Annotated in this window: 14 protein-coding genes; 3 read left to right on the top strand and 11 right to left on the bottom strand. The window is 48.7% G+C overall.

The features are described from left to right. Positions 1 to 202: 202 nt before the first annotated feature. Genes J3369_RS09185 through J3369_RS09175 form a run of 3 tightly spaced genes read right to left on the bottom strand, consistent with a single transcriptional unit; the run spans position 203 to position 2,967 of the window. Positions 203 to 1,912, bottom strand: a complete 1,710-nt coding sequence (locus J3369_RS09185) for a GGDEF domain-containing protein (protein ID WP_349585959.1) — start codon at positions 1,910 to 1,912, stop codon at positions 203 to 205. A 39-nt stretch (positions 1,913 to 1,951) separates the two neighbouring features. Next, the gene (locus J3369_RS09180) at positions 1,952 to 2,164 is read right to left on the bottom strand and encodes a hypothetical protein (RefSeq protein ID WP_349585957.1); all 213 of its coding nucleotides are present in this window, start codon (positions 2,162 to 2,164) and stop codon (positions 1,952 to 1,954) included. Continuing rightward, the gene (locus J3369_RS09175) at positions 2,161 to 2,967 is read right to left on the bottom strand and encodes an SAM-dependent methyltransferase (protein WP_349585955.1); all 807 of its coding nucleotides are present in this window, start codon (positions 2,965 to 2,967) and stop codon (positions 2,161 to 2,163) included. The genes J3369_RS09180 and J3369_RS09175 overlap by 4 nt, the downstream gene beginning before the upstream one ends. Before the next feature lie 260 nt (positions 2,968 to 3,227). Between J3369_RS09175 and ansA the strand changes: the two genes are divergently transcribed. After that, complete coding sequence (gene ansA / locus J3369_RS09170; RefSeq protein ID WP_119501109.1) at positions 3,228 to 4,235, top strand: asparaginase; 1,008 nt, start codon at positions 3,228 to 3,230, stop codon at positions 4,233 to 4,235. A 13-nt stretch (positions 4,236 to 4,248) separates the two neighbouring features. Then, entirely contained in the window at positions 4,249 to 5,085 is an 837-nt protein-coding gene (locus J3369_RS09165) for a DUF2797 domain-containing protein (RefSeq protein ID WP_303574262.1), read from the top strand. 88 nt (positions 5,086 to 5,173) lie between these two features. Here J3369_RS09165 and J3369_RS09160 read toward each other — a convergent pair whose 3' ends face one another. The 7 genes from J3369_RS09160 to J3369_RS09130 form a co-directional block, all read right to left on the bottom strand. Further along, the gene (locus J3369_RS09160) at positions 5,174 to 5,395 is read right to left on the bottom strand and encodes a hypothetical protein (protein WP_119501107.1); all 222 of its coding nucleotides are present in this window, start codon (positions 5,393 to 5,395) and stop codon (positions 5,174 to 5,176) included. Next, entirely contained in the window at positions 5,395 to 8,193 is a 2,799-nt protein-coding gene (locus J3369_RS09155; protein ID WP_349585949.1) for a DUF349 domain-containing protein, read from the bottom strand. The genes J3369_RS09160 and J3369_RS09155 overlap by 1 nt, the downstream gene beginning before the upstream one ends. Further along, a complete protein-coding gene (locus tag J3369_RS09150) occupies positions 8,183 to 8,473 on the bottom strand; it encodes a YeaC family protein (protein WP_119501105.1) in 291 nt (96 codons plus the stop codon). Before J3369_RS09150 ends, J3369_RS09155 begins: the two co-directional genes overlap by 11 nt. Further along, entirely contained in the window at positions 8,470 to 8,799 is a 330-nt protein-coding gene (locus J3369_RS09145) for a hypothetical protein (RefSeq protein ID WP_349585946.1), read from the bottom strand. The genes J3369_RS09150 and J3369_RS09145 overlap by 4 nt, the downstream gene beginning before the upstream one ends. A 144-nt stretch (positions 8,800 to 8,943) precedes the next feature. Beyond that, positions 8,944 to 10,608: an alanine/glycine:cation symporter family protein gene (locus tag J3369_RS09140; RefSeq protein ID WP_349585944.1), complete on the bottom strand. Its 1,665-nt coding sequence runs from the start codon at positions 10,606 to 10,608 to the stop codon at positions 8,944 to 8,946. Between the two features lie 44 nt (positions 10,609 to 10,652). Next, the gene (locus tag J3369_RS09135) at positions 10,653 to 11,780 is read right to left on the bottom strand and encodes a M14 family metallopeptidase (protein WP_349585942.1); all 1,128 of its coding nucleotides are present in this window, start codon (positions 11,778 to 11,780) and stop codon (positions 10,653 to 10,655) included. A gap of 182 nt (positions 11,781 to 11,962) precedes the next feature. Beyond that, positions 11,963 to 13,408: a glyceraldehyde-3-phosphate dehydrogenase gene (locus J3369_RS09130; RefSeq protein WP_303574268.1), complete on the bottom strand. Its 1,446-nt coding sequence runs from the start codon at positions 13,406 to 13,408 to the stop codon at positions 11,963 to 11,965. Between the two features lie 241 nt (positions 13,409 to 13,649). Between J3369_RS09130 and J3369_RS09125 the strand changes: the two genes are divergently transcribed. Continuing rightward, positions 13,650 to 14,429 (top strand): DUF2989 domain-containing protein, encoded by a 780-nt coding sequence (locus tag J3369_RS09125; protein WP_349586229.1) that lies wholly within the window; start codon positions 13,650 to 13,652, stop codon positions 14,427 to 14,429. Between the two features lie 160 nt (positions 14,430 to 14,589). Here J3369_RS09125 and msrB read toward each other — a convergent pair whose 3' ends face one another. After that, the gene (msrB, locus tag J3369_RS09120; RefSeq protein WP_303574270.1) at positions 14,590 to 14,991 is read right to left on the bottom strand and encodes a peptide-methionine (R)-S-oxide reductase MsrB; all 402 of its coding nucleotides are present in this window, start codon (positions 14,989 to 14,991) and stop codon (positions 14,590 to 14,592) included. Positions 14,992 to 14,993 lie beyond the last annotated feature (2 nt).

Here is a 14,993-nt window from a genome sequence, read left to right as displayed (position 1 = left end):
TTCACCTTGCTTTTTACCAACACAGTACTATACGGACAGCAATCATTTTCCCTCAAAAGAAAATAAAATTATTTATTCTCGATTCAATATTTAAACCGGTATGAGTTCACATAGGATATGAAACTTGACTGGCACGGATATGAGATAGCAATGAAAGCATCCACCCGATTAACCAATTGGAAGGCGGCAAATGCCGGGTTTTTTAACTCATTGAATGACTGTACTCATAAACCTGATTGCGGCCGAAGCGTTTAGACTGATAAAGCGCAAGATCCGAAGCCGAAAACAGGTTATCCAGACCATATCCTACCTGCGATGAACTGCTGACCCCGAAACTGGCTGATACAGTAAACTTATGACCGGATATCCCGGAATCAATTTCTTCAATGGCCTGCCTGCAGCGTTCCGCCAGCTCGAACCCCTGCTCTGTTGTCATTCCTTCGGCCAGAATTCCAAATTCTTCTCCGCCCATGCGGGTGACCAGACCTTTCTCCGGACAGCAATTTTTAAGAACACGGGCCACTTCCCGCAGAACCCAGTCTCCCACCTGATGACCATAGGTGTCGTTAAGACCTTTAAATAAGTCCAGATCCAGAAGTAACATCACCACAGACGTTTCATTTTTCTGGCAGCGTTTAAGTATTTCTGCGGCAAGGTCGGTAAAGTAACCCCGGTTATAAACACCTGTCAGACTGTCGCGGGTAGCCAGGTAGCGCAGGCGTCTGGCAAGCCTGCGGCTGCGGTAGCTCCACAGTAGCAGAGCAACACCCATTACTGACACCAGCGAGAGGGCCAGTACCGTAGTCTTCATTTTCTGGCTGCTGTATTTCGCTTCTGCCTGAAGTAACTTGTTTTGTTTGTCCAGCAGGAGAATTTCGTTTTCTTTACTGGATAAATCAAACATGGCTTTCTGAAATGCGAGCTCTTTAATGCTTTGTTCTGAATGCAGCGCGTCTTCCTTGCGTTGTTTATTGCTGATGTAATCAAACGCCTTATGATATTGCTGCTTTTCAACGGCTATTCCGACCAGGATACGGTATGCATCCCGCAGTGCCTCTTTAAACTCCTCACGAATATCCTTTTGAATCACACCCAGTGCCAGCGCTTCAGCATCTTCTACTTTTCCTTCGCTGAGGCGCATCTCTGCCAGCGATAAACTGAATCCTGCCATCAAATGATGAAACTGACTCTCGTTTACCCGCCAGGTAGCCTCCTTCTCGATAATGCGTGCTTTGTTGAAAGCCTCTTCCTTTACATATAAATCAAGCAGGTGGACGTAATTGAAAGCTATGTAGTAGTTTTGCCCTGCCCGTCTGCATACATCAATCGCATGATTAAAGCCTTTTTCAGACGCCGTGTTGTTATGAAGATTTATTTCTTCACCCAGCGACAGTGCGAAACAACGCAAATCATCTCCGGCCTCTTTTGTTGCAAGGATTTTCCCCACCATATCAGACGCCATGTCATACAAACCGGCCTGGCTGTAAAATACCACCATGCCTTTCCAGGCGGATAAATTACTCTGTACGTCATTCAGCCGGGCGATTTGCGCTTCAAGTTCTTTTGCCAGGCCGAACGCATGGTCCCATTCGTTCAGGTAAGCTTCCAGTGCCAGCAGTGATTTAGCGACTTTAACTTTCACCGCCTCATCCGGCAGCGTGCGGTAAAGCCCTTTATACTGACCGACAACAGTTTCAAGAGGCGTATCTTTCGTAGAAAGGTAAATGGATAAATAGCGGTAAAAATGTTTATCTGCCGGTGCAAGCAACTCCGGGTTAACTTCTTTCAGGAGGATTTTTGCCGTGTCCCAGTCAGACAAAGCGAGGGATTCAATGCGCTGCAGTCTTTCATGATCATCCGCTGCTGTGCAGACGAACGAAATAAACAACAAAATGAAAAGAAAACAGCGCATTCAGCAATCTCAGTATTAAACAACTTTCTTTTGCGGCAGTTACGCCACAATCGGGTTTCTGTCGGACTCACGCTCCGGTTCCCGTGAAGGCTCGTCGGGATCAGTAGGCTCCACGATAGCCATCAGCGGGTTCATTCTAACAGTTTCTGCTTTTAAACGTGCGATACCTGCCATTTCTTCCGGTGATAACTGATCTACCGAACGGGTGACATCCTCTGCCAGTGCAGCGAGTATTTCTATGGTCTTATTCATGATGTTGCTTCCTTGTCAGAAGAGAGTGAGTTGAGTTTATTTAGTATTTTTTCGTTTTTAATTAATCGCTTGCATGGTGGTATCACCAGGGTAGTGATCAAGGATAACGCGGCTTCATGTAACGTATTCAGAGGCAGCCATTCAATTCGGGTTTTATCCGTTATCACCACAGGGCATTCATACAACGCAACACGGTGCTCCGGCGGATAGCCATAATCATCAATTAACAGCTCAGTAAGTATTTTACGCTGAGCCACCGACGTTGATTTTTTTGTGATGGATAAGTCCCCTGCCAGACCGACCTGCCAGAGGAAGAGATACGCGGTAGTATCGATATTACGTGAGAACATCATGAATTGAGTGGTTTCAAAATGCTGACTGCCATAGGCACCGGGATCGATGCCCATATCAGCATACAGACAGTCTTCAGCAGAAATGCCCGGCTCCATGTGCGCACGAAAACCTGCCTGCTTTGCCTGAGCGATAGCTGTATGCGGCACCTGAGCAAATACCCCCGGATGCCCGTAGAAGACACCACACACCCGTTTGCCCGAAGTCACTTCCGCCATCATCGCCGCGACCATTTCGCGATAAGTGTCACGGCGATCTTTACCTTCTGCATAAAGGGGCTGTAAAGAACGGGTATCTTTGTTCATGGTGCTGACCCATTGCTCCATCAGAGGGTGACAATTGGTAAAGACCACATCAGCGTTTTCAATGTGACTGCGGCAGCGCAGCGGCATATGAGCACCAAGGGTCATTCCCGGCCCCACGCAGACCAAACTTCCTGTGTTACTTTGCATAGTAATAACCGTACTGCTGTATTTTTTATGATTTTATAAACGGTTTCAGACCAGCCCGTTAAGGGCTGTATATTGTCTGAGCGATTTATTCTAATTATGCCCTGATAATTTTGCTGAGCAAGCATGAATTATGTCCGTCTTACCTTTATTAATCAGACATGTGAGGCAAATCAATGATGCTACCCTCCTCAATTCGCGGCGGCGCATGATGACTTGCCCTGCCAGCCTGTTACAATACGCCGCTAAAAACAGGAGTCCCTATGAGAAAACATATATACATTGCCTATACCGGCGGTACTATCGGGATGAAACCCTCCAGACAAGGCTATGTGCCCGCAGCGGGATTCCTTGGCAACACCCTCGCCAACATGCCTGAGTTTCATCGTCCTGAAATGCCTTTATATACTCTGCATGAGTATGACAACCTGATTGATTCTTCTGATATGAACCCGTCAGACTGGCAGCGTATCGCTGATGATATCGCAGATAATTATGATAAATATGACGGATTCATTATTCTCCATGGTACGGATACCATGGCTTACACGGCATCTGCCCTTAGCTTTATGCTGGAGGATCTGAGTAAACCGGTTATCGTTACCGGCTCACAAATTCCGCTGGCGGAACTGCGCTCTGACGGTCAGGTTAATCTGCTCAATGCCCTTTACGTTGCGGCGAACTATCCCATTGCAGAAGTCAGCCTGTTCTTCAACAACCGCCTTTTAAGAGGAAACCGGAGCCGTAAAGTCGATGCCGACGGTTTTAATGCGTTTGACTCGCCAAACTTTCCGCCGTTACTGGAAGCCGGAATTAATATCCGTGTCAAAGCCGGAGAGCTGGCCAAACCGGCAGCAACACCACTGAAAGTCTGCCGTGTTAAATCACAACCCATCGGTCTGGTGAGCCTGTACCCCGGGATTTCACCTGAAGTGATTAAAAACACGCTTCAGCAGCCGGTCAATGCACTCATTCTGTTAAGTTACGGTGTAGGCAACGCACCACAACAGCCTGCTCTGTTACAACAACTCAAGTACGCGGCAGACAGAGAAATCGTTGTACTCAACTGCACACAATGTCTCCGGGGCCGGGTGAATATGGGTGGCTATGCAACGGGTAACAGTTTAAAAGAAGCCGGCGTACTGTCCGGCAGTGACATGACGCCGGAAGCAGCCCTTGCCAAATTGCACTATCTGCTCAGCCAGTCATTAAGTTATGAAGAGATTAAATCAAAGCTGACAACCAGTTTACGTGGTGAGCTAAGCGAATAAAAAAAGAGTAAACATGCAATCATTTACAGGCGCACTTGGCAAGATGAAGGTAACCGTTAATACCAGTCATCTTGTCCACTACACATTACCGCTGGGTGATGAGACGGTAGATATGAACAGTCTCATCGGGAAAGAAATAACGCTGACCACAGAAGGTGAAATCCGCTGTGTTCATTGTGATGCGAAAACCAAAAAAAGTTTCAATCAGGGTTACTGCTACCGTTGCCTGATCACCCTGGCTCAATGCGACAGTTGTATTATCAAACCTGAACTTTGCCATTACAAAGAAGGCACCTGCAGGGAGCCGGAATGGGGAGAAAGCCATTGTCTGAGTGACCACTTTGTTTATCTGGCGAATACCGGCAACCTGAAGGTTGGCATTACCCGTCATGTATCTGATCAGGTGTCCAGCCGCTGGATGGACCAGGGCGCCAGTCAGGCTATGGTTTTTCTTCGTGTCAAAGACCGCCTGACCAGTGGTCTGGTGGAAACCTTATGTAAAGCCCACATCGGGGATAAAACCAACTGGCGGACAATGCTGAAAGGCGAAGCGGAAGCGGCAGATTTACCGGCTCTGAAAGCCAGTCTGATGGAGAAAATCGCTGATGGTCTGGAAGATATACGCCGTGAACACGGGCTTGATGCGGTAAGCGAAACCACCGCAGAAGCGGTCTCTATCCACTATCCGGTGGATAACTATCCGGTAAAAATCAAATCAATTAATCTGGACAAAACCCCTGCATTCACGGGCACGTTGCATGGCATTAAGGGCCAGTATCTTATGCTCGATGGTGACAGGGTCATAAACATCCGCAAATACGCGGGTTACCGGGCAACATTATCTTTTTAATGCTTGCCGGCAAGCTGGCAGGTAAGAAAACGCATTAAGATAAAAGGGAGCGGGAAAAGCCGGCTCCCTGTCTCATCCGGTCGCTTTATTAGCCGGAAAACTCTTCACCGCCCATTTCACGGGCCAGATCGTCAAGCTTTGCAGCTGTATCATCGAATTCCCCGTCAGCATAACGGTAGCGGATCAACACATGCTGTGAAGTCCTGCCCCGTTTAACGATGAGGTCTTTTGCAGCAAAATGCTTCGCTGTATTTAAGAAACGGTAAGCGTCCGGTTCCGTATCGAACACAAATTCCAGTTGCACCTGCACTACACGACCTCTTTCAGTAACACGGCATTTTCCTGCACCTGACCGATGACATTCAGTAACCGCCGGAACTCAGCATCACCGGGTTTTCCGTGAGCAAGCCATGCACAAAGGGCCTCACTGAAACTGATATCATCGCCCTTTTCCAGCTTCGCTGTCATCAGCGCAAGCTGCACGTTACGACGCTCCGCCTGCAAAGACGGTGCTGCATCAATATTTAATTTAAGCTCAAGCACATGGGTGTACCAGTCGCGGGATTTATCTGCAGCAGACTGACCTGTCAGTGCATTACGCCATGCTTTTGGTAATGAAGCCCAGGCATCCCTATCCACCGGTAGAGCATCATTCGCCAGCCAGCTTTTCAGCACATCATGCAATGACAACATGGCTGTTTTACGATCATCCAGTGCCTGCTCCTGAACCTGCTGCTGCGCGTTTTTGCGAAGCCGGTCAATACGCTGCTGCACCACCGCCTGTTTCTTTGCGTCAAGGGTCTGCATCGCTTCGACCACAGGTACCAGTGCCGCATCCATTTCTTCCGGATGTTGTTTCACTGATTTGCCAACTACTTTAACCTTTTCAAGCAGCGTATTCAGCTGTGCATTTTCTTCCTCAGCAACGGCATTCCGCTGCTCTTTCACCCGGGCGAACAGCTCATCATTGATGCTTTTAAAGGTTTGCCACAAACGACTTTCATGGCGCTTGCCGGCATGACCGGTATTTTTCCATTCTACTTGCAGTGCTTTTGCCTGTTCAGACACAGAAGCACTGTCTTCCTGAGACGCCAGAGAACGGGCCTGTTCAATAATGGCCTGCTTGCGCACGCGGTTGTCATTAAACCACTGATTGACGTTGTCACTGAGAGGCGCCAGCGCAGCATCCCAACGTTTCTTGAGCGCCTCATACACGGGTTTGTCTACAGCACCGGCATCGCGCCAGTGCTGACGCAATTTATCCAGCTGTTTAGCCAGTGACGCGGGGTCATCACAAGCCGGTGTGAGTGACGATAACTCGCTGATCAACCCTTCCCGTTTTTGCTGCGCAGCGAGCCGCTGCTGTTCCTGTTCAGCATAATGGGCACGACATGGCGCAAAAGCCTGTTCCAGCGCTTCGTCAAAGGCGATATCTGCTTCATCCTTATCCTGAGAGGTTGCCAGTGACTGCCATTGTTTACGCAGTTGTTTGATAGCTGCCGCCCTGGCAGCAATATCAGCAGGAGCTGTTGCAGCGAGCTGTCGTGCTTCTTCCAGCATCGTCGGTTTACGCGGCGCAGCCAGATATGTTTGCCAGCCCTCAAGACGGGCTATCTCTTCAGTGAGCTGCCCGTATTTGCGCTCAACGGATAGCCGGTTGGTCTCACCGAGTGCATCATATAATGTCTGAAGTTCAGTGAACCGCGTCATGGCAGCTCTGAAACGTCCGGTTTCAATAAGATTACTGACTACAGATGATAATCTCCGGACCTGCTTCAGCGTATTGTCCTGAGCCACACAACGCTGAGTCTGTTCACGCTTCTTCGCTTTCGACAGTACATTCCAGCGTTGCTTTAACGCATCCGCTACAGGGAACAATAAGTCTTTGTGTTCTGCCCAGCGGCCTGCCAGCGCACGCCACACTTCATCGTCGATGTTTTCTGCGCCACCGGCATCCGCAGCGGTACGTTCAGCATCACTGAGCACCGCATTGAGCCGTATGGCGATCTGCTGTTGTGCTGAGAATGCATCCAGTTTACCGGCAAGCTCATTAATTGTATCTGCCAGTGCCTGTCGTTCCCCGGCAGGCTTTAACTGTGCGAAGCTGTCAGCTTTGCCTTCCAGTTCCCTTACCGCATCATTGACAGATTCGACATCAGAGAGTGTTGCTTCTGACAAACGCTCATTAAACAGCCAGGCAACCTTTTCTTCCGCTGCAGACAATGCAGCCTTGAATGACAACCACTCTTGCTGCAATGCCCTTTCTGCTTGTTGCGTATCCCAGTCGACCTTCAGACGATCACGGTGTTGCTGCGCGCGTGCAAGTAAACGGGTTTGCTTTTCAGTGATCGTTGCAACAACATTTTCAGCGAGAACGGATAAATCCGCTGACAGCGCATCTAACTCTTCAGCACAGGCCTGCAAACGTGCATCCACATCTTCATAATCAAAACGGTCAGTGACTGCCTGCAGCTTTGACAACACCAGCGTATAAGCCTGCTCAGTTCTGGCCGGCTTTTCTGCCGCTTCCTGTAAGGCGCTCAGTTTATCCTGAATAAACGTCTGTACCTGCGTATCGTCCGTCTTTTTTATTAAACGGCCCAGCAATACTGCATCATCGCATTGTTCTGCGATACGCATTTGCATCGACACAGATGCAAATGCTCCAAAGAATTCCCGTGTGTAGTCACTGCGGCCGATTTTTTCCAGCAACGCAAAAATCTGAGCGTCCGTCAGGGTTTCCCGGCGGGGAGATTCCACTAACTTGCGTGCCAGTTCAGCAGGGGCCTGCTTCAGCACATACTCATACTGGTCGTTAGCAGACATATCAGCACTGTCAGCATCAATAATGGCGGATTCCACCCGTGCAACCGCACGGCGCCGGATTTTGTCATCACGGGCTGTCTGTGACATTTTCATCCACAGAGGAAAGGAATCCAGTTTTTCCAGTGCGGCCAGACTCACATCGCTGTTGCTGTCGTTGAAAGCCAGTTCATGCAACGCCGAGCGTTCTGCTGGTTTACTTACCGATAATCCGGCAATGGCCTGAAGTCGTTTTTGCGGGTCTGAACTGGTGTGCGCTGGGGAAAAAAGTCGACTAAATATCATCCTGTTTGAACCGCGCTATGGTGTTTTCATCCTGTTCCGCCTGCAACGCATCACGGAATTCTCTTTTACTTTTTTGCACGATCTCTCCCTGCGCATTTATTGTCATGTGCTCGGAGGATTTTTCGATTTTGGACTGGTACAACAATACCGCCTGCATGCAACTGTCCCGCTGCTCTTCAGACAGTACAGTGCCATCAGGCCATTTGCCGGTTTCAACTGCCTGACGTAGACGTGCGTACACATCGGGCGTCATAGCGGCAAGTAATGCATCTATATTCATGAGGAAAAACGTTTAATAATGACTAATCTGACACGGTTCACAACATACCACATAAAGCCGGCCACAGCGGCTAAAATCGCCAGGTTATGCTGAATATCACCGGGCTTTGTGCCGCCCCAGTACATAAAGCCGAATCCGGCAACAAACAACAGCACTGCCAGCAGTGACTGATTTTGTATCCTTTGTTTTTTCTTGTAGCGCTGCAAACTCTGCTTTCTCAACACATCTTCAGCTGAAGCATCACCCACTCTGAACTGGCAATGGGGGCACTCTTCAGACTTATCGGATATTTTTTTATTACATGACGGACAATCTGTTAATGCCATTATTGCTCCCGGATTGTTTTACTGGTACTTAAATAAGTTTCATTGCGGAACCCTGCGTGTGGCCCGCTTATACAAAAAAGGACACCAATGTGTCCTTTTCAATTCGACGGCTGACATAAGTGTCAGCCGGAATACGCTGACGGTTTACTTATCGTCCCGGACTTTGGCCCAGTACTCGTTCACCGTCTGCTTCATTTCCTTGCTCAGCATCATAATACCAAACAGGTTAGGCAGTGTCATAACAACTATTGCGACCGCCGATAAAGCCCACACCAGCGTGGTATCTGAAAACGAAGCCCAGATAAAACCAGCCACGTAAATCACCCGGTAAGGCATAACAGAACGGGGACCTAACAAATAGGTCATTGCCCTGTCACCGTAATACGACCAGGCAATAGCGGTGGAGAAAGCGAATAACATCAGACCAATAGATACAATGTACTGCCCGAAGTCACCGAAATACCCACGGGTGAAAGCAATGGTAGTCAGTGCGGCAGAATGCACCAGCGACTTGCCCTGCACTTCCAGGTTGTCTTTAACCGGTTTACCATTCTTAATTTGCAGCGTGCCGGTGTAAGCGTCGTCGTCACCCAGTGAATAGGTTACGTCTTCCGCAATAGAACGGGAGTTAATCAGGGTGAAGCCCTCACTGACTGCCGTACCGTTAACCACTGAAATCGGGCCGGTATAAGCCTCAACGCCACTGCCGTCGACACCGTTTAAGTATTTGTAAAGTGCTTCACGATCCTGCGGCTGTTCATCAGTATATACGCCCTGTACGAAATACATATCTGCGCGGTCAAACACGTTTTCATGCTTTTCTTTCCATACACCTGAAGACAGGATAACCAGACCGGTTACTGTACAAATCAAAATGGTGTCGATGAAAGGTTCAAGCAGAGATACCATGCCCTCAGATGCCGATTCACTGGTTTTCGCAGCGGCGTGAGCAATAGGTGCTGAACCCTGACCAGCTTCGTTAGAGAACAGGCCCCGGTTTACACCACGGTTAAATGCATAAGCCAGTGATGCACCAAGGAATCCGCCTGCAGCAGCGGAACCGGTAAATGCATCTCCGATAACAGCAGCAAATGACGGCCCGATATTTTCCAGGTTAGCAAAAATTACCGCCAGCGCACCAATCAGATACACCATCGCCATAATGGGAACAATTCTGGCTGTAAATGCTGCAATACGTTGAATACCGCCTAAGATAACCAGTGCCAGCAGAATACCGAGCACGCTACCGACGATAACCGGATCAATACCAAAAGTGGCTTCAATACTCTGTGCAATGCCATTACTTTGTGGCAGGTTTCCGGTACCGAATGAACTGATTACCGTCGCAATAGCAAAGGCTACGGCTAACCATTTCATGTTCAGACGACGGTCCATGTAATACATGGGACCACCGGCCATGGTGCCGTCTTCCGTTTTAACACGGTACTTGTGGGAAAGTGTCACTTCTACAAATTTAGTGGTCATACCCAGAAAGGCTGTTGCCCACATCCAGAATAACGCCGCAGGACCGCCAAGAAAGATTGCGAAAGCAACACCACTGATATTACCTGTACCCACTGTGCCGGAAAGTGCAGTGGTTAACGCGCGGAAGTGAGTGGTATCCCCTTCCTCGCCTTCTTTATCATACTTGCCGGTGACGACCAGCCAGGCATGCTTAAAGAAGCGGATTTGCGGAAATTTAAGGTACACGGTAAAGAACAAACCGACACCCAGCAGAACGAAGGGGAACCAAGGTGCTCCCCCGAGCATGCCATCTATTGACACAAGAAAATTATACAAGCCTTCCAAGACGAGTTCCCCTCAATACTTTGTTGTTATTTTGCGTGTTTTTATTATCGTAGTTTTGACACTACCGCACGCACGGCAATCAAAAGGTCTTCTCCCAGCTGGCGGCAGCGTTGCACTGACCATCCATACACAGGATCAGGTAAATTATTATTATCTTTAAACGGCATTTCCAGCGTGTAGGCAAGGCAATCAAATTTCTGACCAACAGCATTGGATGCCACGGTCAGGTTTGCTTCACCCGGCTTGTCTTTTGGATAGCCATATTCGTCCTGAAATTCCGGCGTAGCAGACAGTAATGCTGCTTTAAACGTGTCCTCCAGATCTTTCAGGCGTGCAGAATAACAAGGGATCCCCTCGCTGCCTGCGACAAAATTGTACGGTAATGCTTCGTCACCGTGAATATCAAGATACATGTCTACACCGGTGTCTGTCATGGCCTTTAACACATGCAAGACTTCCGGGCTTTTCTCTGCGCCGGGCTCTGCCCACTCACGGTTCAGGTTAGTACCCGCCGCGTTCGTACGCAAATGGCCCCGTGCAGCGCCATCCGGATTCATGTTCGGCACAATATAGAAAACAGCGTCGTCCAGTAATTGTCTGGACAGACCGTCCTGTTCATCCAGCAGGCGGTAAAGCAGTCCTTCTGCACACCATTCGGCCATAGTTTCGCCGGGGTGTTGTCTGGCTGTGATCCAGATTTTCTTTTTAGCCGGCTCTTCGTCACCGATAACTAACAGGTTAATGTCACGACCATCCAGCGTTTCGCCTAACAGGCGGTGTTCACAGCGCAGAGACATTTGTGCATCGTGAACCAGATCCAGATGCCGTTCATAGCTGTAAGGGATGAAATAGGCAAAATAGACGGCTGGCTGTTCCGGTGTGAAGCTGAATGAAAGATTATCACCGTCAAATTCGCAGTCTACGCGAAACCAGTTCTGGCGGTCATAAGAAGCCAGTACATTGTAATCTTTCCAGCCATCGGGATACGCAGATTTAGCCAAATCAGTGAGCGTGATGTGATGGGTTTCGAATACTTCCCCGAATAAACGGAAATGGAACCACTGATAAAAATCTGACTGATTGTCTTTGTTGATGCCAAGAACGATTTTTTGCGGAGAGGCGGCTTCGATGACACGGATATTTCCGCTGTCAAACTGTGCTGAGATATGCATGGATCTGTCGTGTCCTTCTATTTTTGCCGCTAATTTAGCATAGTCGGGAATGTAAATACCATGTTTAACACATCCGTCCGGTGGTTATGCCCGGGAAATGAACAGCACGAAGGTTTACATTTCTGCAGACAAAAAAACCGGTAACGCCGAAGCGATACCGGTAATAACGCCTGCGCTAACAATTATGCAGGTAACGTTGGGAAAGTGATCCCGGCCATGTCGCGCACTACACGCATCACCTGGCAGCTGTATCCGAATTCATTGTCATACCACACATACAGCGTCAGACGGTTATCAGCGACGATTGTTGCCTGTGAATCCACCACACTCGCAGCACGTGAACCCACCAGGTCAGTTGAAACGATTTCTTTACTGGCCGTATAGTCAATCTGATGCTGCAGCGATGAGAACAGAGCCGTATCCCGCAGGAACTCATTCACCGCCAGCTTATCGGTGGAAGTTTTCAGGTTAAGGTTCAGAATAGCCATCGATACGTTTGGTGTAGGCACACGAATCGCGTTACCAGTCAGCTTCCCAGCCAGTTTAGGATAGGCTTTTGCTACTGCTTTCGCAGCGCCGGTTTCAGTGATAACCATATTAAGCGGTGCACTGCGGCCACGACGGTCAGCTTTGTGGTAGTTATCAATGAGGTTCTGGTCGTTGGTAAAACTGTGTACGGTTTCCACGTGACCGGAATCAATACCATACTCTTCATCCAGCGCTTTCAGCACAGGCGTGATTGCATTCGTTGTACAACTGGCGGCTGACAGGATTGTGTCTTCTGCCAGAATGTCTTCATGATTAACGCCGTGAACGATGTTTTTAATGTCACCTTTACCCGGAGCAGTCAGTAATGCCTTCGCAGCACCTTTGGCTTTAAGATGCAGACCCAGACCGTCGCGGTCGCGCCACATACCGGTATTGTCAACGACGATAGCATTATCGATACCGTATTTGGTGTAGTCCACTTCATCCGGGCTGTTTGCATAGATGATTTGAATAAAAGAACCATTAGCTTTAATGGCCTGGCGCTCGTGATCAATTGTGATACTGCCATTGAACGGACCATGTACCGAATCACGACGAAGTAAGCTTGCGCGCTTTTCCAGGTCGCCGTCTTTGCCGCCGCGCACAACAATTGCACGCAGGCGCAACTTGTTCGCTTTACCCTGTCTTTCTATCAGCAGACGTGCAAGTAAGCGGCCGATACGGCCAAAGCCGTAAAGTACCACATCCTGAGGCGTCTGCTCATCGTCTTTACCGGCTACATCAGCCAGCTTTTCCTGCAAATAAGCATTCAAATCGGTTTGATCGACGGCACTGCCGTAATGGAAATCAAAAGCCAGTTTACCAATATCAATTTGTGCCGGTGCGAGGGGCATTGCTGTTAACGCTTCAAGTACAGGAAAGCTCTCCCGTAAACGTAATTTAATGCCTTCATGTAAACGCACTTTGCGATGCGCTTTAACGATATCGATGACACTGGCACCCAGTAACGAACGGCCATACACAGACACTTCTACTGAATGATTTCTGTAGAGCTTACCGATGAGCGGCATCATCATTTCCGCGTATTCCTGACGTTCCTGCCAGCTACTTTGCAATTCCTGTTCAAACTGTTGATTCATGCCTTTGCCTTAACCATTAGAAATTAACCGGACAGTCCACGCAGAAAGCTTCATAATTGTAGGGTACACTAAGGTGTAAAAGTCGTTGTCTGCGTGGAACGGACTTATTCTAAGAAAACCATCAAGGAAGACCAAACTGTTGAAAATTTTCAGTATTTCATCATTTAAGCTGCAAACACCCCGATCCTTTAGTAATTTTCCAACACAACTGGCGAAATGCCTGCCGTTACTGATTGGGACAGTGGTATTGCCCGGTTGCGGTGATATGTTTGCGCCTAAAGTCGCCACAATTTGTCAGGATAATCCGCAAATGTGTAACGATCTCAACAGTGATGAATGGTGCCGCGGGGAAAAAGCAGAGATAATCAAGCAACGCTACCGCCACCCTGACGACGGTGAAGGTGAAGACATTTATCGCCTGATGCTGATGTTTGAAGACTACCAGCGTTGTATCGTTAACGCCTCCGGCCTGACCCACAAAAAATACCGGGACAAAGAAGCAGACCGGATGAAAGGTGTGCTGACAGCACGCAAAGAACTCGATCGTCTCAACCGTAAAACCCGCAATAGCAGTGAGCCCCTGCTCGCCTGGTATCACTGGTCCCGTTCCGGTGATGAAGACGCATTGAAACGGTTTATGGCTGCAGCCAGTGCCGGTCGCCTTAACACGCCGGAACAACTGATCGCCCTGGCGTCAATACAGGCGCAAGATGACATGAACCGCACCCGTGACACCCTATACCGCGCGTTGAGTCTTTACAAAGATGATGAAAATGTGGATGTCTCAGTATTTCATACGCTGACAACCATCAGCATGGAACAGAAGAAGTACAAACTTGCCTGGATTTGGTCAAAAGTCGCCAGTCACTACTCCGACTCAATCAATACGCAACAACTGGAAGCAATGGCAACAAAGTTTCAGTTACCGGCGTCACTGATGAATAACGTAGCAGATGAGATAACCGGCGCACTGGAAGACGGTGAATTCGATGCAAAGGCGCTCGGGCTTACCAAACTGTAACCGGCAGACTTCAGCATTTACCGGGGTCGCTTTTTTCAACGGATCCTGTAAGTCACTTTCACAGGAAATTTCAGTATTTCCACCCATTATGACGAAGTCACAAACAAAAACACCGCTTTACAATAAAGCGGTGTTTATTTTTTAACCAGAAGTGAACATGTCAGCCGCGGACGACTTCATCCTCAGCAGTTTTCAAATTCAGTGATAACGAATTTACACAATACCGCTGGCCGGTCTCTGTGGGTCCGTCAGGGAAAACATGGCCCAGATGGGCGTCACAGGATTTACAGATAATTTCCGTTCTGCGCATTCCGTGACTATTGTCTTCACGGTACAACACATTACCGTCATTTGTTTGCTGATCAAATGAAGGCCAGCCACAACCAGAATCAAACTTAGCATCCGAACTGAAAAGCGGCGCACCGCAACACTTGCATATGTAGGTTCCCGGACGCTTCTCGTCCAGTAATACACCTGTGTAAGGACGCTCTGTACCAGCCTGACGGGTGACACGATATTCGTCAGGCGACAGCGTTGCTTTCCAGTCTTTATCGACAGCCATGT

This window comes from Alteromonas sp. NFXS44, from assembly GCF_040148705.1.
In the GTDB taxonomy this organism is placed as follows: Bacteria; Pseudomonadota; Gammaproteobacteria; order Enterobacterales; family Alteromonadaceae; genus Alteromonas.
Note: the sequence above shows the minus strand (reverse complement) of the source record. Positions and strands in the feature narration are given on the sequence as shown.